Origin of the sequence: Caulobacter sp. DWP3-1-3b2 (assembly GCF_049896325.1) — a bacterium.
In the GTDB taxonomy this organism is placed as follows: Bacteria; Pseudomonadota; Alphaproteobacteria; order Caulobacterales; family Caulobacteraceae; genus Caulobacter.
Map to the genome: position 1 here is coordinate 195,731 of NZ_JAFCUB010000004.1, position 18,174 is coordinate 213,904.

The following is an 18,174-nucleotide window of genomic DNA, read 5'->3' on the forward strand; positions in this document are numbered from 1 at the left end:
CGGCTACGGCATGGAGGTCTATTTCTGGGCCTTCCCGGTGCTGCTGGACGACGGAGCGGCCCTGGCCGGTCTGGCCATCGCGGCGATGGGCGTGGCCGGCTCGACCTATCTCCATCTGCCCTGGGCGGACGGGGCGGCCTCGGCGGCGATCGGGGTGCTGCTGGTGCTGGTGGCGATCTTCCTGGCCAGCGAAACCCGCAGCCTGCTCACCGGCGAATCCGCCTCGCCGCGCGTCGTCGAGGACGTCCGCGCCATGCTGGCCGCCGACCTGCGGATCGACAGCGTCGCCGGGGTGCTGAGCATGCATCTGGGTCCCAGCGAGATCCTGCTGGGCGTCACCCTGGACTTCTGCGACACCCTGACGGCGGTCGATATCGAGACAGTCGGGGATGATTTCGCCGTGGCGATCCGGGAAATCGATCCGAGGATCACGCGGGTGTTCGTGCGGTCGGGGTGAGCCCGGGCGGCCCATGCCCGGCCGCTGGAAGGCTGATTTTTACACCGCTCATCCCGGCATTCGCCGGGATGAGCGGTTCAGGGTTCAGCCGCGCTGCGCCTTCCACTCATCCGCCGTTTGCCCCCACAGCTCGATCGGCGCGTCCTGGAACGGCTCCGGCAGCCGTCCGATTTCCAGGAACCGCGAGCCGATCTTCTCCGCCACCCGCATCGAAGGCGTATTGGCCGGGTCGATGCAGTGGACGATCCGAGTCCATTCCAGCGTGTCGACCGCGAAGTCGACGGCGGCGACCGCGGCCTCCACGGCGTAGCCCTTGCCCTGGGCGCGGGGATGCAGGCTCCAGCCGACCTCGGTGCCAGGCCAGCCCTCCGGCGCCCACGGTCCGATCCGGCCCTGCCACAGGCCCGTGTCCTTCTCGATCACCGAGAACATGCCAAAGCCGATCAGCGCCCACGACCCGGCCATGGTCGCCATGGCCCGCCAAGCCTGCGACCGGGTCATGACCCCGCCGATATAGCGAGCGGCCACGGGGTCGGCCATCAGTTCGGCCCAGCCGTCGAGGTCCTCGGCGGCCGGGGGCCGCAGGATCAGGCGTTCTGTCTCAAGGGTCGGCCCAGGGGCGATGGCCATGGCGTCCTCCTAGGCCACGCAGGCCGAGAGGCCCTTGCGGCGCACAGCGCCGGAGGCCTTGCCGATCCGGCTGGAGCGTTTCTTGACATAGCGGCCGGGGTCGACCGCCTTCCACTTTAGTGGGCTAGGCAGGATGGCGGCCAAGCGCGACGACTGCAGCGGCGTCAACTGGTCCGCGCCGACCTTGAAATAGGCCTGGGACGCGGCCTCCGCGCCATAGAGCCCCGGGCCGTATTCGATGGAGTTCAGATAGACCTCCATGATCCGCTTCTTGCCCCACAGGGTTTCGATCAGCACCGTGAAATAGGCCTCCAACCCCTTGCGGACATAGGAGCGGCCCGGCCACAGGAAGACGTTCTTGGCGGTCTGCTGGCTGATGGTCGAGCCTCCGCGAATCTTGCCGCCCTTCTCGTTATTGGCATAGGCCTTCTGCAGGGCCTCGATGTCGAAGCCATGGTGATCGCAGAACTGGGCGTCCTCGGCGGCGATCAGGGCGCGCGGCAGGGTCGGCGAGACCTGGTCGATCGAACGCCAATGGTGGCTCCAGCCCTTGCCCTGGATGGCGCGGATGATCATCAGCGGCGTGGCCGGCGGCGGCACGAAGCGATAGACGATCACCGTCAGCACCGGCCCGGCCACGAGCACGATGAACAGGGCCAGAAGACTGTTACGCATCAGAACCCGCACGGATCGCCTCTTGCCCAAGGGCTCTTGCATTGACGTTGCGGCCGGATGCTAGCCAAGCCGGGACCGTCTGTCGCGAGCCTTAGCGCGCATCGGCCAGGGAGCTCGCGATGAACGTCACCGAAGCCGTCGAACGCCGCATGTCGGTCCGCGCCTTCAAGCCCGATCCGGTGCCAGGCGACGTCGTCCGTGCGTTGCTGGAAACCGCCGCCCGCGCGCCCTCGGGCGGCAACCTCCAGCCCTGGACGGTGCACGCCCTCAGCGGCCAGCCCCTGGCCGAGTTCAAGGCCCTGGTCGCCGGCCGGCTGATGGACCGCGACGAGCCAGAATATGATGTCTATCCGCCGAACCTGTGGGAGCCTCTGCGCACTCGCCGCTACCAGGTCGGCGAGGACCTCTATGGCGCCCTGGGCATTCCCCGCGAGGACAAGCTGCGGCGTCTGCAGCAGTTCGCCTACAACGCCGAGTTCTTCGGGGCTCCGGTGGCGCTGTTCTTCTCGGTGCACCGCAGATGCGGGCCGCCGCAGTGGTCGGACATCGGCATGTACATGCAGAGCCTGATGCTCCTGGCGACGGAGCGAGGGCTGGATACCTGCGCTCAGGAATTCTGGTCGGTCTACGGCAAGCTGGTCGCCGACTTCGTGGCCTTGCCCGAGGACCACATGCTGTTCTGCGGCATGGCCCTGGGCTACCGCGACGAGGCCAATCCTGTGAATAACTGGCGTTCGCGCCGCGACCCGTTCGAGGCCTGGGGGGTGATGCGGGGGTTCGAATAGGGCCCCTCCCCGTTTCGCCCGGGTTGTGCTCCAAGAGGCCCTTCGAGAGTCCACCGGTCCTGACGAGGCGAAGATGTCCAAGCGCGTGATCCTGGAAGCCTGTGTTAATACGCCGGCCGGACTGGCGGCGGCGATCGCCGGCGGGGCCGACCGGATCGAACTGTGCTCGGCCCTCGCCCTTCAGGGCCTAACGCCCGCACCGAGCCTGATGGCCATCGCCGCCGAGGCCGAGATCCCGATCTATCCGATGCTCCGCCCCCGCCACGGCGACTTCGTCTATGACGACCGCGACCTGGACGCCCTGTTTCGCGACATCGACGCCGTCCGCGACGCCGGCCTGGCCGGGGTGGTGATCGGCGCCAACCTGGCGTCAGGTGAACTGGACGTCGAGGCGCTGTCGATGCTGGTCGCCCATGCCGAGGGCCTGGGCGTGACCCTGCACCGCGCCTTCGACCTGGTCCCCGACCAGGCCGCGGCGCTGGAGTCGGCGATCGACCTCGGCTTCGAGCGCATCCTGACGTCCGGCGGCGCCCACAACGCCCTGGCCGGGGCGGAGCGCATCGCCGCCTTGGTGGCGCAGGCGGACGGCCGCATCGCCATCCTGGCCGGCGGCGGGGTCAATCCCGCCAATGTGGCCGAACTGGTGGCGCGGACGGGGGTCACCGAGGTGCACGGCTCGTTCAGCGGGCCGATGACCATGGGCGTGGCCGGGGGCCATGACGGCCTGGCCTACAAGCTGGGCTTCGTGCCGGACGGACTGAGAGATACGCACGAGGCGACCGTGGCGGCGGTGGTGAAGGTGCTGGCGGGGCTGTAAAAAGCACTCCGCTCAGGAGTGGAGGGGATTGGCGGCGCGTGAGGACCGGCGCATGCGCCTGTCCTCACGCCCTAGAACCGCGTGTCCATCGCCGGGATCGCAATGATACCCGCCTCGCCGTCCTCGTCGCCCCAGGCCAGCCTCGTCCCGTCGGCGGAAACGGCCAGCGAGCTGATCGCCGCGCCCTTCTCGGCCTTCAAGGTGTCGATACGGCCCGAGCGCATGTGCGCGCCCCAGATCTTGCCGTTGTCCTGGCCGGCGATGGCGACCGGCAGGGCCTCGACGCCCGCCACCTGCACCACCAATGAGTCGCGCGAGAAACCGATCTCGGCGGCCTCCTTGCCCATCGGACCGTTCGCGCCGGCGAACGGCCAGACCACCGCGCCATTGGCGCCGGCCGTGACCATCAGATTGCCCTTGTCGAAGAAGGCCAGGCTCTTGATCTTGGCCGGGTAGCCGCCCATCCGCATGTCCTTGCCGTCGCTCAGCCGCCAGCCATGCAGCTGGCTTTCCTGCATCGAGGAAACCAGGAACTTGCCGTCCGGGCTGAACATCGCGGCGATATGGCTGCCGGCCCACTTCATCACCGTCGGCTTCTGACCCTCGATACGGGCCCACCACAGCGACACCCCGCCATAGCCGGCCGTGGCCAGGCGCTTGCCCTTCGGGTCGAAGGCCAGGCCCGAAACGGTCTTGTCGTGGGTGAACACCCGCAGGAACTTGGCGTCCGTCGCGTCGCGGACGTGGGCCTCCTTGCCGGCGGTGAAGGCGATCAGGTTGGAGGCGGCGCTGGTGGCGACATTCTCGATCCAGCGGCCCTTGACCTCGGCGATAACGGTGGCGACCACCTCGTCGCCCTCGACCCGGCTCCAGACCACCTTGCCGTCATCGCCGCCGGTGATCACGCCCCGGCCCGACGGGTGGACGGCGGCGGCCAGCACGGCGCCGTCATGGGCCTCGACGGTGACGAAACCGCTCTCCCCGTTTTCCTGGGCCTCCTCGAATCGAACGGTGCCGTCACCCAGGGCGAAGGTCGCGCGGTCGGCGCGGTCGAACAGGGCGGCGGTGACATAGGCGTCGAACGAATAGATCATCCGCGCGCCATACCCCGCCTCGCTCCGGGCGCCTAGTCGCGTGGAAAGCGAGCCGGGACCCGGCAAAGGCCCGTCTGAACGGTGTTCGGTTAAAAAGACTCACAAAAGGGGTTGCCATTGCGCCGCGTCGTCGGGCTTTACTTCGTCGCCCGTCTGAGCCAGACGTGGCCATCTAACAATTGCGGGACCGCGTCTGTTGCGGCCCTTGGGAGACAGTCAGGCTATGGCGGCTAAACTCTCCGGCGGTGGTGGCGGTCGCTACTCCCTGGGCCAGAACTCCGAAATCAACGTCACTCCGTTCGTCGACATCCTGCTGGTGCTGCTGATCATCTTCATGGTCGCCGTGCCGATGGCGACCGTGGCGATCAAGGTCGACCTTCCGCCGGCGGTTCCGCCGCCCCCGAACGCGCCGAAGCCGAAAGAGCCGGTCTTCATCTCGATCCAGAAGTCGGGCGCGCTCTATGTCGCTGAGAAGCAGACCAGCCTCGACACCCTGCAATACGACCTGGAAGGCAAATTCGCCGCCAACGGCCAAGCCGGCAGCAAGGAAGACCAACGCGTCATGGTTCGCGCCGACGCCGACGTCATGTACGCCGACTTCATGGGCGTGCTGAACCAGCTGCAGACCTCGGGCTGGTACAAGGTCGGCCTGATCAACGAAGACATCCACTAGGGTCCTTCGACGATCGCCTGAGATAAGGGGTCGGGCATCAGCGTCCGGCCTCTTTTTTGCTTCCAGGTTTTTACGCCCGTAGTTTTATTGCTTTACAGGGTCTTGAAAGCGCTTAAACTACGACTGTAAGTTCTTCTTGCAGGAGGCGGGCGATGGCGGCGAAACTTTCGGGCGGCGGCGGGCGGCATACGGTGCGCCACAACGCCGAAATCAATGTCACGCCCTTCGTGGATGTGCTGCTGGTGCTGCTGATTATCTTCATGGTCGCCGTCCCCCTGGCCACCACCGATATCCGCCTCGACCTGCCGCCAGCCTCCAACGAGCCCTCGCCGCGCGAGCCGGTGTTCATCGCCATCCAGGACGGGGGCGCGCTGTTCCTGGCGGGCCAGCCGACCAGCCTGAAGACCCTGGCCGGCGATCTCAGCGAGAAGTTCGTCGCCGAGGGTCAAGCCGGGGCCCGCAAGGAGCAGCGGGTGATGATCAGCGCCCAGGCCGATGTGCCCTATGAGGCGTTCATGGGCGTTATCAACGCGGTCCACACCGGAGGTTGGACCAAGGTCGGGATCATCAACGAGGATTTGCACTAGCCACTGGGATAGTGCGACGGCGCACTTGCCCCCACCTGGCGACTGCGTCGCCAGGTGGGGGCAAGCCCGTGAGCTACAAAGCCGCCGTCGCCTCGAAACCGGCCTTCAGCTCGGCCTCGTCCAGGTCGCGGCCGATGAACACCATCCGGCTGTAGCGCTTGTCCTTCTCCGTCCACGGCCGCTGGAAGTCGCCTTCCAGGATCATGTGCACGGCCTGGAACACCAGGCGGCGGTCCTCCCCCTGGACGTCGATGATGCCCTTGGCGCGGAGGATGTCGGGGCCGCGCTTGGCGAGCAGCTCGTTGAGCCAGACGGTGATCTTCTGGCCGTCGATCGGACGGTCCAGGGTCAGGGAGATCCCCTTCACGCCGTCATCATGGATGTCGCTTTTGGCGCCGTGGTCGTGATGGTCATGACCGCAATGCTCGTCATGCACGTGGCCATGGTCGTGCCCGTGATCATGGTGATCATGGCCACAGTGCTCGTCGTGAACGTGACCGGCCTCGCCATGGCCCGGGTTCAGAAACTCCGGCTCCAACTCGGTGATCCGCTCCAGGTCGAAGCTGTGCTTGCCGATGATGGCGTCCAGCGGGACATTGGAGCGTTGGGCGCGGTGGATCGGGGCCAGGGGGTTGATCCGCTTGATACGAGCCTCGACGTGGCGCAGGTCGTCCTCCGAGACGAGGTCCGTCTTGTTGAGCACGATCTGGTCGGCGAAGGCGATCTGCTCGACGGCTTCCTTGGAGTCGCCCAGGCGCAGCAGGATGTGCTTGGCGTCGACCACGGCGGTGACCGAGTCGAGATAGGTGCGGGCCTTGACGTCCTCGTCGACGAAGAAGGTCTGGGCCACCGGGCCGGGATCGGCCAGGCCCGTGGTCTCGACGATGATGGCGTCGAAGCCGCGCCCTCCTTGTGTTTTTTGGCGCTTCATCAGGCCCTGCAGAACCCGGATCAGGTCGCCGCGCACCGTGCAGCAGACGCAGCCGTTGTTCATCTCGAACACTTCTTCATCCGCCCCGACCACCAGGTCATTGTCGATGCCGATCTCGCCGAACTCGTTGACGATCACGGCGTATTTCTTGCCGTGGTCCTCGGTGAGGATGCGGTTGAGCAGGGTGGTCTTGCCGGCGCCGAGATAGCCGGTCAGCACGGTGACGGGGATCTTGCCGGAGGGAGCGGTGTTGGTCATGGGCGCTATTTAGGAGCTGTGAGGGCTGGGGGGAAGCGGTGGGCTCAATTGCCTGTCGTCGCCGCCCACATCCGTCTTCCCGGCGCAGGCCGGGGAGACGGAAAAGGAGTGAACCGATTGAGCCCTTTAGGTCTTCAGAAACGCCACCGCCGCGCCGATGGCGATCAGCGCCACGCCGAGGATGGTCTCCTCATACTGCTCCAGTCGCGCCAGGCCCAGGCGGTTGAATCCCGCCAGGCTCAGGCCCGTGAACAGCAGCATGCCCGCTGAGGTGGCCGTCAGCAGCACGGCGCTGAGCACCACAAAGCCGGCCACCCCGTGCTGCATCCCCGCCAAGTAATAGGGGAGGAAAGCCTCGCAAGGCGACAGGGTCAGCAGCACCACCAAGGCGGTGATCGCCGCCCTGTCGGAGGCGAACTTGCGGCTGGCGTCAATCGTCGCGTGCCTGTGGCGGCCCCGCAGCAGATAGAAGGCCCCGAACGCCGCCATCAGCCCGCCGATGATCCAGTGGAAATAGCCGCCCAGATGAGGTTCGGCGACCAGGCCGGCGGCCACGACCGCCAGGCCCAGCACGATGGTCAGGCCCACATGGCCCAGGCCCGCCAGCAAGGTGACGCCCAGGGTGCGGCCCGTGCTCCACTTCTGCGCCCGCCCGACCAGCACGAATGGCAGCCAGTGCGTGGGCAGGGCCGCGTGCAGGAAGGCCACGGCGAAACCGGTGGCGGCGACGGAGGCGAAGAAGGTCGTATTCACCCCCGACCCTCTAGCCTGTTATATTGTAACACGCTAGCCTCAAATGACTCCCGCATCCCGTCCTCGGCGTTGCTAACCGGCCACGGGAATGTCTCATCTCGCCGTTGACTCAACGGGCGCCGGCTGTATAAGTCCGCCCCCTCGCCCGCTGGGTTTCCTGGCGGGCGTTCCCTATTTTGCGAACGCACGTTTCTTAAGGCGCTAACCTATGTACGCGGTGATCAAAACCGGCGGCAAGCAGTACCGGGTCCAAGCCGGCGATCTGCTGGTTGTCGAAAAGCTCGACGGTGAACCGGGCTCGGAAGTCGCTTTCAGCGAAGTCCTGATGCTTGGCGAAGGCGAGGCCGTGACGATCGGCGCTCCCCTGATTGAAGGCGCGGTCGTGACCGGCGCCCTGCTCGAAACGCGCAAGGGCGAGAAGGTCAAGATCTTCAAGAAGATCCGCCGTCAAGGCTATCGCCGGACCCGTGGCCACCGCCAGACCGAGTCGGTCGTGCGGGTGACCTCGGTCGCTGGCGGCGGCAAGGAAACCAAGTGGGAAGGCGTCATCGACCTGACCCCCAAGGTCATCCTCAACGCCCGCGCCCGCGGCCTGGGTGACGCCGCCGTTCCGGCGACGATCCCGACCATGCCGGTCAAGGCGCAAGCCGAAACCACCGCTCCCAAGCCGAAGCCCGCGCCGAAGACGGCCGCGACCGAAGCCGCCCCGGAAGCGCAAGCCTGAGACCCTCGCGGGTTTCAATAAACGATCAGCTCGATCCAGGTCTCATTTGAGAAACCGGATCAGGACCTAGGAGGCCACTATGGCTCACAAGAAATCAGGCGGCTCTTCGAGCAACGGCCGCGACTCCGCTGGCCGTCGCCTTGGCGTGAAGAAGTTCGGTGGCCAGAAGGTGCTCGCCGGCAACATCATCATCCGGCAACGCGGCACCAAGTTCTATCCGGGCGCCAATGTCGGCATAGGCAAGGATCACACCTTGTTCGCCCTGATCGAGGGCGCGGTGGGCTTTATCACCAAGCGCAACAACCGAACCTACGTGAATGTAGCGGCTCCGGTGGCCCAGGCCGCCGAATAGCGCGAACCGCGTAGAGACCGGGTCGCGCTTTCCTCAAGAAAGACGATCCGGACAGACGAACCCAAGCGGGGAGTCCGGAACGCCGGGCTCCCCGCTTTTGTTTTGTCCGCGCTGTGGATTTCCCCGCCCCAATTTGAACCCGGGTCTGAAATCCAGGCGTCACGGTCCTGACCTAGAAGGGCCGAGCACGGGAGGCGCGCTGATGTGCGTGATCGATAGAGGGCAGGTCATCAAGACATCGCGGCTGACGCTGCGCATGCCGATGATCGACGACGCGGCGCGGATCAGCGACCTGGCCGGTGACTTCGCCATCGCCCGGATGACCACCCGCATGCCCTGGCCCTACAGCCGCGGCGACGCCGATGGCTTCGTGGCCCGCTGCCAGTCCCAAGATCCCAAGCTGCACGCCACCTTCGCCATCGAGCTGGAGAACGAAGGCGTGGTCGGGGTGCTGGGTTTCTTCACGCCGGCGATCGGCCATCTGGAGGTCGGCTATTGGGTCGGCCGCCCCTACTGGGATCGCGGCGTGGCCACGGAGGCCGCTCAGGCCGCCCTGGCCTGGGCCAAGACCGACTGGCGCAAGAAGCTGGTCGTCGCCGGCCACTTCGCTGACAACCCGGCCTCGGCCCAGGTGTTGATCAAGGCGGGGTTCCTGTACACCGGCGTGGTCGAGCACAAGCCCTCGACGGCGCGCGGCGAGGTGGTGCCGACGCGGATGATGGTGTGGCTGGCTTAGCGGACTAGGCCGCCCGATGCGTCGCGACGACCTTCTGCGGGCCTTCGCGGAAGCGCTTTTCGGCGACGACGATGCGTTCGCAAAGGGCGTCCAGGTCGCTGAGCAGCGAATAGGTCGCGTAGATGGGGATCTCCATCATCGCCACCTGGGCCCTCGGCATGAACTCGCAGTACTTTTTCCAGGCGATGTGGGTGTCGCGGGCGTTCATGGCCCGCTGACCCAACGGGCTCCACAAGCCAAGGCCCATCAGTTCGTCCCGGCATTCCTTCATCACCGGCAGGGCGATGTAGAGGAACAGGAAGGTCGGGGTGGCGGCGCGGCCGAACTGCGGCTGCACCTGCATGTGCCAGATGCGGAAGGCCTCGAAGAAGCCGGCCTTGCGCGCCGAATCCGGCGGCAGCCACTGGAGGTCCTGGTTGATCAGATCCTGGGCCGAGCTGGCGCGCTTGAGCAGCTCGTCGGCGCTGCGGCCCTCGGCCATGGTCTTGGACAGGGCTTGGACCGGGATGGCCAGGCGCTTGGCGACATCGGGGAAGCTGACCTGGCGGCCGGCCATCGGCGTCCACTGGCCGAAATTGGGAGCATTCGGCGCCTTGGCCCGCTGGATCGCGGCGGCCTGGTGCAGGATCTGCATTTGCTCGCGGTTCCTCGACGCCTGGTTGCGATCGAATTCCGCTTCGTGCGCCGCCTGTTCGTCCGGCGTCATCCAGCGCGCCCGGCCCGGGCCGTAGGTGCGCTCGTTGCGGTTCAGCAGGACAAGGCCGTGTTCAGGAGAGGGGCGTGGGCCGATGTCGGTGAGGAAGGATCGGAAGTCGCGCCAAGTCCCGGTTACGCCAGTGCCGCGGCTCATCAGGATGTTGCGATGCACCGAGGCTTCATTGGCGTACTTGCGGCAAAGAGTCGGCAGGGTCAGGTCAGCGAGATCCCGCTGCAATTCCTCTCTGACGTCCTGAATATTCGCCAACGCCAGCCTCCCTGCGCGATCGGACTCAGGCGGTTTCCCGCACAGGAACCTTTGTCGCACCGTCTGTTTTAATATTTCGTCACGACCGCGAAGGTCGGTTCGTGGGTCGCGGCGCCGCTTGCAGGCCGCGATTCTGGGTCGGCGAAGCCTTGGGAAGCCCACGAAAAGGCCGTTTCGGCTCGACGGGCAAGGCTGGTTGCGACAAAAGACGCTGATGAAATTCTTGGACCAGTGCAAAATCTATCTGCGCTCCGGCAACGGTGGCGGCGGGGCGGTCTCGTTCCGACGCGAGAAGTATATCGAATACGGCGGCCCCGACGGCGGTGACGGCGGCCGCGGCGGCGACGTCTGGATCGAGGCCGTCGATGGCCTCAACACCCTGATCGACTATCGCTACCAGCAACACTTCAAGGCCGGCACGGGCATCCATGGCATGGGTCGCGGCCGTCACGGCGCGTCCGGCGATGACGTGCTGCTCAAGGTCCCGGTCGGCACCCAGGTGCTGGAGGAGGACAAGGAGACCCTGATCGCCGACCTCGACACCGCCGGCATGCGCATTCGCCTGGCCAAGGGCGGCAACGGCGGCTGGGGCAATCTGCACTTCAAGGGTCCGGTCAACCAGGCGCCGAAATACGCCAATCCCGGCCAGGACGGTGAGGAGCTGTGGATCTGGCTCCGCCTGAAGTTGATCGCCGATGTCGGGCTGGTGGGCCTGCCCAACGCCGGCAAGTCGACCTTCCTGGCCGCCGCCAGCGCCGCCAAGCCGAAGATCGCCGACTATCCCTTCACCACCCTGACCCCCAATCTGGGCATGGTCGACCTGTCGACCAGCGAGCGCTTCGTGCTGGCCGACATTCCCGGCCTGATCGAGGGCGCCAGCGAGGGCGCGGGCCTGGGCACCCGCTTCCTGGGCCATGTCGAGCGCTCGGCGGTGCTCATTCACCTGGTGGACGGCACGCAGGACGATATCGCCTTGGCCTGGACCACGATCCGCGGCGAGCTGGAAGCCTATGGCGACGAACTGGCCGACAAGTCCGAGATCCTGGCGCTGAACAAGGTCGACGCCCTAGATCCCGAGACCCGCGAAGCCAAGCGCGCCGAACTGCAAGCGGTCTCCGGCGTCAAGCCGATGATGGTGTCGGGCGTTTCGGGCGAGGGCGTCACCGAGCTGCTGCGCGCCGCCTTCATCCAGGTGCGCATCCGTCGTGGCGAGACCCCCGTCGAGGCGGCGGTCGAAGAGGCGCCCGAAGCGGAAACCCCCGGCGGCTGGAACCCCTAGGTGTCGGCCCAAAATGCGACAGAGGGGGGGGGAGCGCTCAAGGCGGCCAGGCGGATCGTCTTCAAGGTCGGTTCGGCCCTGCTGGTCGACGCCGAGACCGGCGCGCCGAACCGCGCCTGGCTGAACGCCTTTTGCGGTGATCTCGCCGCCCTGCGGGCCCGGGGCCAGCAGGGGGTGGTGGTGTCGTCCGGCGCCGTGGCCCTGGGCCGCCGCCGCCTGGGCCTGACCTCTGAAAAGATGGGGGGACGCAAGTCTCTGACCCTGCCAGAGAAGCAGGCCGCCGCCGCCGCCGGCCAGTCGGTGCTGATGCGGGCCTGGGAGGAGGCGCTGGAGCCGCACGGCGTGGTCGCCGCCCAGATCCTGCTGACCCGCGACGACACCGAGACCCGTCGCCGCTGGCTCAACGCCCGCGCCACCGCCGAGACCCTGATCGCCTTGGGCGTGGTCCCCGTGGTCAATGAGAATGACACGGTGGTCACCGAGGAGATCCGCTACGGCGACAATGACCGGCTGGCGGCCCGGGTGGCCCAGATGGTCGGGGCCGACCTGCTGGTGCTGCTGTCGGACATCGACGGCCTCTACACCGCCGACCCGCGCCGCGACCCCAGAGCCCGACATATCGAGCGGGTGAGCGAGATCACCCCCGCCATCGCCGCCATGGCCGAGGGCGCCAACGCCGCCGCAGGCGTCGGCACCGGCGGCATGGCCACCAAGATCGCCGCCGCCCGCATCGCCCGGGCCGCCGGCTGCGCCACCCTGATCACCCTGGGCTCGCGCCCCCATCCCCTTCAGGCCATCGAGGCCGGGGCCCTGGCCACGGTGATCGAAGCCGTCGCGTCCCCCGCCGCCGCCTACAAGGCCTGGATCGCCGGGTCTCTTGCCCCCCAAGGCTGGCTGACCGTCGACGCCGGCGCCGCCGCCGCGTTGCAGACCGGCAAGAGCCTGTTGTGCGCCGGGGTCCGGGCCGTCGAGGGGCCGTTCGACAAGGGCGACGCCGTCCGGGTCCGCGACGAGACCGGGCGCGAGATCGCCCGAGGTCTGGTGCGCTATGACAGCGCCGACGCCCACCGCATCGCCGGCCTGCGCTCCGACGCCATCGAGGCCGAACTGGGCTTCACCGAGGGCCCGCTGATCCATGCCGACGACCTGGCGGTGGGGGGATAGATGCGGCGTCTTGCGCCTGTTGTTCTGGCGGTCGGCGCCTTGCTCGGGGGTTGCGCCGCCCTGCCCTCGGCCGCCGTCTGCCCGGCCGGCCAGAGCCCGGGCCGTGAGGTGCAGCTGTTTTTCGGCCGCAATGTCGGCGACCGGGTCGGGGTGTCGGAGGCCGAGTTCGGGCGGTTTGTCGATGACGAGCTGACGCCGCGCTTCCCCGATGGTCTGACCGTGCTCGACGCCGCCGGCCAATGGCGCGGGGCCAGCGGGGTGATCGGCCGCGAGCCGTCCAAGTTGGTGATCCTGGCCCTGCCCGGCCGCGCCGGCGACGAGGCCAAGCTGGACGCCGTGCGGGCGGCCTACAAGGCCCGCTTTTCTCAGGAAGCCGTCATGGTCGCCACCCATCCGATCTGCCTGGGCTTCTGAAGCGACAAGTCCTCCCCCCCCGTGGGCCCCCGTGCGGGAGGTGGGCGCGCAGCGACCGGGTGGGGGGCGTTTTCGGGTCGAAGATCGCAGTCTGGCCGCCATCCGATCCCTCCCCCCTCCGTCGACGTCGCCGACACCTGCCCACCGGGGGAGGACTTCACGCGGGTCGCCGCTGAAGCTGATCGGAAAGGGTCGCGGAGCGCCGGATGCCGTCCGGAGTTTTGCGAGTTTAGTACCGTTTCGACGAAGCCGATCGCTCCGGGCCATCGTTGTTTAAGCGCGCCAGCGGTGGTGACGCTGATTATTTTGTAGAGCGTTGAAAGGGCTGGAGTTTGGGGTGAAGCTTTGTGGGGATGGAGGGGCGGCGATGCCCGGCGGGGACATGCACTCATTCCAATACCTGTCAAAACCTGCCGAGACGTTGGGGGTGAGTGCGTGTCCTCATCGTCATCCCCGACGCTTCAAGGCTGCCCGTTCCAATCCTGCGACGCAGCGGGCGAAGATGGGGACACGCACTCACGGCCAACCCCCTGCAACCCGGCCAAGTCCGGGCATGAGTGCATGTCCCCGCCGCTAAACGCCGAGCCCCCTCCCCAACCGCCCGCAACGGCGAGGCCGCGCCTTGAAACCTTGATAGCGAGCTTGCTCTGGCGTCTGGCCGTGTCAAGGACCGGCCTCCGGCCGGCCGCAACGCGGCGGTCCCTGCGGGACCGTCCTTGACACGGCCAGACGCCAGAGCTCCGATCCACCAAGGCTTTAAGGCGGGCCACATCCGGGGCGGATGGGGGCTTTCGCGCGTACCGTTACGAACTGCAGAGCTTGTCGCTCTATGGGGCAGCTATGGGGGCTAATATGGACGTTGGTTCGATTGCTGATTGGTTCTCGGGAATCATGTCTGCAGGAGCGGTCATCATTGCGCTTGGCGGATATTGGATTGCGGACGCTCAGCGGAAGGCAGATCAATTAGATCGTGACGAGACCGCTGGCCGACAATTGGCCCTGAAAATCATGCGGGTCGCTAGCCTGACAGGCGATATTCACCGCCATGTCCACTCCTACGATGACGCGCCGCCCATGGGAGGCATCTGGGGTGATCAGAAGTGGCGTCGTATGCAAGGGCTGGTAGGGCTGAGGGACGAACCAACACTGGCCTTAGATGGAGCACAAGAGGTGCTTCTGATCAAAGCCAAGGCAAACAAGTTCCTGATGGACCTCATGCTATCCATCAGCCGCTATCAATCGCTCTCAGCCACTATGCAGGACTATACAGTTAGACGAGACGCGATATTAGCACTCCACCCCGCGCCGATAAACATGGAAGGCTTACATGCCGTGCACACCGTGGATGAGGCGCAGTTTATGCAACTTCTACCCTATGCGAGAGCTCTTGAGGCTCAGGCCGAAAGCTTGATCGAGCATGCGGACGAAAACCGAGATCTAACTCTCGGCCTGTTCGAGGAATATAACGAAACCATGGCAGCCTACTTCAAGAAAACCAAGATGCCAGGCCTTACCGAACTGCCCAAGCCGACCAACCCGCCGACTGTCGATTGAATGCGCGTACATCGACGTGACGCCGGCTACCCAAACCAACAGCCCCGCTAACACCCCCACCACCCTTTCCCCATTCCCCCACCGCTGCAAAGCGCCTAGGTAAGCCTCACTCTGAGCATATCGGGCGAGCCTATCCGGGATCGGATGAATCGATGGACGACGCGGGCATGAGCTTGCAGGCGACGATGACGGCGATGGGACAGGCGGCTCGGCAAGGGGCCGCGGCCCTGCGCGTCGCCACGCCGGACCAGCGCACCGCCGCCCTGCACGCCATGGCCGCCGCCATCCGCGGCGACGCCGCCGCGATCCTCGAGGCCAACGCGAAAGATCTGGCCAAGGCGGGAGCCGGCGGCCTGACCGCGCCGATGGTCGAGCGGCTGATGCTCAATCCCGAACGCCTGGAAGGCGTCGCCGCCGGGGTCGAGGCCGTGGCCGCCATTCCCGACCCGCTGGGCGTCGAGACCGCCCGCTGGACGCGGCCCAACGGCCTGGACATCGCCCGGATTCGCACCCCGATCGGCGTGATCGCCATGATCTTCGAGAGCCGGCCCAATGTCACCGCCGACGCTGCGGCCCTGTGCGTGCGCTCGGGCAATGCGGTGATCCTGCGCGGCGGGTCGGAGTGCATCCACTCCAACCTCGCGATCCACGCGGCCATCGCCAAGGGGCTGAAGGCGGCGGGGATCTCGGCCGACGCGGTGCAGATCGTCCGCACCCCCGACCGCGACGCCGTCGGCGCCATCCTGTCGGGCCTGGACCGCACGATCGACCTGATCATCCCCCGGGGCGGCAAGAGCCTGGTGGCGCGTGTGCAGGCCGAGGCGCGGGTGGCCGTGCTGGGCCACCTCGAGGGCCTCAACCACGTGTTCGTGCATGCGGCGGCGGACCCGAAGAAGGCCGTCGAGATCGTGCTGAACGCCAAGATGCGCCGCGTGTCGGTGTGCGGCTCGGCCGAGACCCTGCTCGTGGATCGGGCCGGGGCCAAGGCCCTGCTGCCGCCGATCGCCGACGCCCTGATCAAGGCCGGCTGCGAGCTGCGCGGCGACAGCCTGGCCCTGCAGATCGAGCCCGACATGAAGGCCGCCGTCGAGGCCGACTGGACCACCGAATATCTGGCCCCGATCCTGTCGGTGGCCGTGGTCGATGGGGTGGAGGGCGCGGCCGCCCACATCGCCGCCTATGGTTCGGGCCACACCGACGCGATCGTCACCGAGGATGAGGCGGCCGCCGAGCGGTTCATCGCCCTGGTAGACAGCGCCATCGTGCTGGTCAACGCCTCGACCCAATTCGCCGACGGCGGCGAGTTCGGGTTCGGGGCCGAGATCGGCATCGCCACCGATAAACTTCACGCCCGCGGTCCGGTCGGGGCCGAGCAACTGACGACATTCAAATATGTGGTTCGCGGGACCGGCCAGACTCGTCCCTGAGGCCGGCCGGCCCGCCGCGCAGAGGCTGGGTTTCCACTTGGAACCCGGCATGCGCGTCGGCCTGTTCGGTGGCAGCTTCAACCCGGCGCACGAGGGCCACGCCCACGTCGCCGAGACGGCGCTGCGACGCCTGGAGCTGGACCGGGTGATCTGGCTGGTCTCGCCGCAGAACCCGCTGAAGTCGGCGCATGAGACAAGGCCGCTGGCCGAGCGCCTGGCCGGCGCTCGGCGCTGGGCCCAAGGGGGCGGTTTGGGTGGCGGCATGATCGTCTCCGACGCCGAGACGCGCCTGGGCTCGAAATACACCATCGACACCCTTCGGGTGCTGAAGGCCCGCTATCCGGGGGTGAAGTTCGTGTGGATCATGGGGGCCGACAGCCTCGCCACCTTCCATCGCTGGCGGGGCTGGACCCAGATCATGCGCGAGGTCCCGGTGGCGGTGATCTCGCGGCCCTGGGCTGCGCTGAAGGCCCGCACCTCGCCCGCCGCCCGCCGCTTCGCCTTCGCCCGACGTCCGGCCAGCGAGGCCGCGATCCTGGCCGACGCCGCGGCTCCGGCCTGGGTCTATCTGACGGGGCCCCTGAACTTCGCCTCGTCGACGGCGCTGCGGGGGCGGCAGACGCGGGGGTAGTTTCCTTCTCCCCTTGGGGGCGAGGGTGGCCTCGCGGAGCGAGGTCGGGTGAGGGGTCGATCGCCCTTTCGGCAGAAACGATCGCGCGCTCAATCGCGGCGGCTTTCGGTTGAGAGGCCCCTCATCCGACCGCTTCGCGGCCACCGTCTCCCGCACGGGGGAGAAGGACCATGACCGCCCGAATCGCCCCGATCCACGTTCCCCCTCATCTTTTCGAGTCATCCATGCTATGGGAGGGATTGCGCGACCCCCATCAAGGAGCATTTCCGCTGCGTAGCGACCCCGCGCCAAGTGCGCACGAGGACACGGCCTCCGCCGATACCTCGAAAAAAGCGACCTCGAGCACCGAGACCGCCCTGGACAAGAGCATCAAGGCGCTCGAGACCCTGATCCTGTCGCGTCTCGACGACGACAAGGCCCAGGACATCGTCCATATCGACCTGACGGACAAGAGCTCGGTCGCCGACAGCCTGATCGTGGCGTCTGGCCGGTCGCACCGTCACGTCGGCGCCCTGGCCGACCACATCATCCGCGCCCTCAAGGAAGAGGGCTTCGGCAAGGCGCGGGTCGAGGGCCTGCCGCATTGCGACTGGGTGCTGATCGACGCCGGCGACGTGGTGGTCCACCTGTTCCGGCCCGAAGTCCGCTCGTTCTACAACATCGAGAAGATCTGGGCCGTCGACGCCCCGCACCGGATCGCGGCGGCAAACTAAGACGCCTCGCCCCTAACGTCACCGCCCGCCCGCCAAATCTCGCGTGTAGGGCGGTGACGGGATCGCCCATGAAGATCACCCTCCTCACCGTTGGAAAGCTTGGCCGCATGGTCGAGGCGCAGTTGGCCGTGGACTATGCGTCCCGGGCCACGGCGTCGGGCCGCGCCCTGGCGATCGGGCCGGTCGAGATCGTCGAGGTCGAGGCGCGCAAGCCCGGCAAGGCCGCCGAAGCCGAAGTGCTGCGCCCGCATCTGGAAGGCGCCCATGTCATCGCCTGCGACGAGCACGGCAAGGTGCGGCCTAGCCGGGCCTTCGCCGAGCACATCGGCCGGCTGCGCGACGACGGGCACCGCAAGGTCGTGTTCCTGATCGGCGGCGCCGATGGCCTGGACCCCTCGATCCTGGCCGAGGCGAACGAGACCCTGGCCTTCGGCCCCCAGACCTGGCCTCACGCCTTGGCCCGCGTCCTGCTGGCCGAGCAGGTCTATCGCGCCGTCACCATCCTGGCGGGCTCGCCCTATCATCGCGATTGATTTTAATCCGCTGATCCCGGCAT

The 18,174-nt window shown here is 67.1% G+C and carries 22 protein-coding genes; 16 read left to right on the forward strand and 6 right to left on the reverse strand.

What is annotated here, in order from left to right:
• The first annotated feature begins 10 nt into the window (after positions 1-10).
• On the forward strand, positions 11-457 hold the full coding sequence (locus ACP7AG_RS04760; RefSeq protein ID WP_426010883.1) for a hypothetical protein: 447 nt from the start codon (positions 11-13) through the stop codon (positions 455-457).
• Between the two features lie 84 nt (positions 458-541).
• Here the strand turns inward: ACP7AG_RS04760 and ACP7AG_RS04765 are convergent, their stop codons facing one another.
• The gene (locus ACP7AG_RS04765; protein WP_426029955.1) at positions 542-1,087 is read right to left on the reverse strand and encodes a GNAT family N-acetyltransferase; all 546 of its coding nucleotides are present in this window, start codon (positions 1,085-1,087) and stop codon (positions 542-544) included.
• 9 nt (positions 1,088-1,096) lie between these two features.
• Positions 1,097-1,804 carry a monofunctional biosynthetic peptidoglycan transglycosylase gene (mtgA, locus tag ACP7AG_RS04770; RefSeq protein ID WP_426010880.1) on the reverse strand — a complete coding sequence of 236 codons (708 nt, stop codon included), beginning with the start codon at positions 1,802-1,804 and terminating at the stop codon, positions 1,097-1,099.
• Between the two features lie 77 nt (positions 1,805-1,881).
• Between mtgA and ACP7AG_RS04775 the strand changes: the two genes are divergently transcribed.
• Together ACP7AG_RS04775 and ACP7AG_RS04780 are read left to right on the forward strand one after the other, a co-directional pair.
• Positions 1,882-2,547 carry a nitroreductase gene (locus ACP7AG_RS04775; protein WP_426010878.1) on the forward strand — a complete coding sequence of 222 codons (666 nt, stop codon included), beginning with the start codon at positions 1,882-1,884 and terminating at the stop codon, positions 2,545-2,547.
• Positions 2,548-2,620: 73 nt separating this feature from the next.
• Positions 2,621-3,364 (forward strand): copper homeostasis protein CutC, encoded by a 744-nt coding sequence (locus ACP7AG_RS04780; RefSeq protein WP_426029956.1) that lies wholly within the window; start codon positions 2,621-2,623, stop codon positions 3,362-3,364.
• A gap of 71 nt (positions 3,365-3,435) precedes the next feature.
• Here the strand turns inward: ACP7AG_RS04780 and ACP7AG_RS04785 are convergent, their stop codons facing one another.
• Positions 3,436-4,458 carry a WD40 repeat domain-containing protein gene (locus ACP7AG_RS04785; RefSeq protein ID WP_426029957.1) on the reverse strand — a complete coding sequence of 341 codons (1,023 nt, stop codon included), beginning with the start codon at positions 4,456-4,458 and terminating at the stop codon, positions 3,436-3,438.
• A 223-nt stretch (positions 4,459-4,681) separates the two neighbouring features.
• On the opposite strand from ACP7AG_RS04785, the gene ACP7AG_RS04790 reads away from it, so the two are divergent.
• Both ACP7AG_RS04790 and ACP7AG_RS04795 read left to right on the forward strand, forming a co-directional pair.
• Positions 4,682-5,131 (forward strand): biopolymer transporter ExbD, encoded by a 450-nt coding sequence (locus ACP7AG_RS04790; RefSeq protein ID WP_426029958.1) that lies wholly within the window; start codon positions 4,682-4,684, stop codon positions 5,129-5,131.
• Positions 5,132-5,283: 152 nt separating this feature from the next.
• Positions 5,284-5,718 carry a biopolymer transporter ExbD gene (locus ACP7AG_RS04795; protein ID WP_426029959.1) on the forward strand — a complete coding sequence of 145 codons (435 nt, stop codon included), beginning with the start codon at positions 5,284-5,286 and terminating at the stop codon, positions 5,716-5,718.
• 73 nt (positions 5,719-5,791) lie between these two features.
• Here ACP7AG_RS04795 and ACP7AG_RS04800 read toward each other — a convergent pair whose 3' ends face one another.
• Both ACP7AG_RS04800 and ACP7AG_RS04805 read right to left on the reverse strand, forming a co-directional pair.
• On the reverse strand, positions 5,792-6,907 hold the full coding sequence (locus ACP7AG_RS04800) for a CobW family GTP-binding protein (RefSeq protein WP_426029961.1): 1,116 nt from the start codon (positions 6,905-6,907) through the stop codon (positions 5,792-5,794).
• 126 nt (positions 6,908-7,033) lie between these two features.
• On the reverse strand, positions 7,034-7,660 hold the full coding sequence (locus ACP7AG_RS04805; RefSeq protein WP_426029962.1) for a hypothetical protein: 627 nt from the start codon (positions 7,658-7,660) through the stop codon (positions 7,034-7,036).
• A 208-nt stretch (positions 7,661-7,868) separates the two neighbouring features.
• On the opposite strand from ACP7AG_RS04805, the gene rplU reads away from it, so the two are divergent.
• The 3 genes from rplU to ACP7AG_RS04820 all read left to right on the forward strand — a co-directional run bounded on the left by rplU (position 7,869) and on the right by ACP7AG_RS04820 (position 9,472).
• The gene (gene rplU, locus ACP7AG_RS04810; RefSeq protein WP_426010867.1) at positions 7,869-8,384 is read left to right on the forward strand and encodes a 50S ribosomal protein L21; all 516 of its coding nucleotides are present in this window, start codon (positions 7,869-7,871) and stop codon (positions 8,382-8,384) included.
• Positions 8,385-8,463: 79 nt separating this feature from the next.
• Positions 8,464-8,736, forward strand: coding sequence for a 50S ribosomal protein L27 (gene rpmA, locus ACP7AG_RS04815; RefSeq protein WP_426010866.1), 273 nt, complete (start codon positions 8,464-8,466; stop codon positions 8,734-8,736).
• A gap of 202 nt (positions 8,737-8,938) precedes the next feature.
• Positions 8,939-9,472 (forward strand): GNAT family N-acetyltransferase, encoded by a 534-nt coding sequence (locus tag ACP7AG_RS04820; RefSeq protein WP_426010865.1) that lies wholly within the window; start codon positions 8,939-8,941, stop codon positions 9,470-9,472.
• A gap of 4 nt (positions 9,473-9,476) precedes the next feature.
• Here the strand turns inward: ACP7AG_RS04820 and ACP7AG_RS04825 are convergent, their stop codons facing one another.
• Complete coding sequence (locus tag ACP7AG_RS04825) at positions 9,477-10,436, reverse strand: hypothetical protein (RefSeq protein ID WP_426010864.1); 960 nt, start codon at positions 10,434-10,436, stop codon at positions 9,477-9,479.
• 214 nt (positions 10,437-10,650) lie between these two features.
• Here ACP7AG_RS04825 and obgE point away from each other — a divergent pair, with 214 nt between their 5' ends.
• The 8 genes from obgE (at position 10,651) to rlmH (ending at position 18,151) form a co-directional block, all read left to right on the forward strand.
• A complete protein-coding gene (obgE, locus tag ACP7AG_RS04830) occupies positions 10,651-11,715 on the forward strand; it encodes a GTPase ObgE (protein ID WP_426010862.1) in 1,065 nt (354 codons plus the stop codon).
• Positions 11,716-12,879, forward strand: coding sequence for a glutamate 5-kinase (gene proB, locus ACP7AG_RS04835; RefSeq protein WP_426029963.1), 1,164 nt, complete (start codon positions 11,716-11,718; stop codon positions 12,877-12,879). It begins immediately after the preceding gene.
• Entirely contained in the window at positions 12,880-13,293 is a 414-nt protein-coding gene (locus ACP7AG_RS04840) for a DUF3574 domain-containing protein (RefSeq protein ID WP_426029964.1), read from the forward strand. It abuts the gene before it with no gap.
• A gap of 852 nt (positions 13,294-14,145) precedes the next feature.
• A complete protein-coding gene (locus ACP7AG_RS04845) occupies positions 14,146-14,847 on the forward strand; it encodes a hypothetical protein (RefSeq protein WP_426029965.1) in 702 nt (233 codons plus the stop codon).
• A 119-nt stretch (positions 14,848-14,966) separates the two neighbouring features.
• A complete protein-coding gene (locus tag ACP7AG_RS04850; protein WP_426029989.1) occupies positions 14,967-16,274 on the forward strand; it encodes a glutamate-5-semialdehyde dehydrogenase in 1,308 nt (435 codons plus the stop codon).
• Complete coding sequence (locus ACP7AG_RS04855) at positions 16,240-16,905, forward strand: nicotinate-nucleotide adenylyltransferase (RefSeq protein WP_426029966.1); 666 nt, start codon at positions 16,240-16,242, stop codon at positions 16,903-16,905. The genes ACP7AG_RS04850 and ACP7AG_RS04855 overlap by 35 nt, the downstream gene beginning before the upstream one ends.
• A gap of 269 nt (positions 16,906-17,174) precedes the next feature.
• Positions 17,175-17,618: a ribosome silencing factor gene (rsfS, locus tag ACP7AG_RS04860; protein WP_426011296.1), complete on the forward strand. Its 444-nt coding sequence runs from the start codon at positions 17,175-17,177 to the stop codon at positions 17,616-17,618.
• Between the two features lie 68 nt (positions 17,619-17,686).
• On the forward strand, positions 17,687-18,151 hold the full coding sequence (gene rlmH / locus ACP7AG_RS04865) for a 23S rRNA (pseudouridine(1915)-N(3))-methyltransferase RlmH (RefSeq protein ID WP_426029967.1): 465 nt from the start codon (positions 17,687-17,689) through the stop codon (positions 18,149-18,151).
• Positions 18,152-18,174 lie beyond the last annotated feature (23 nt).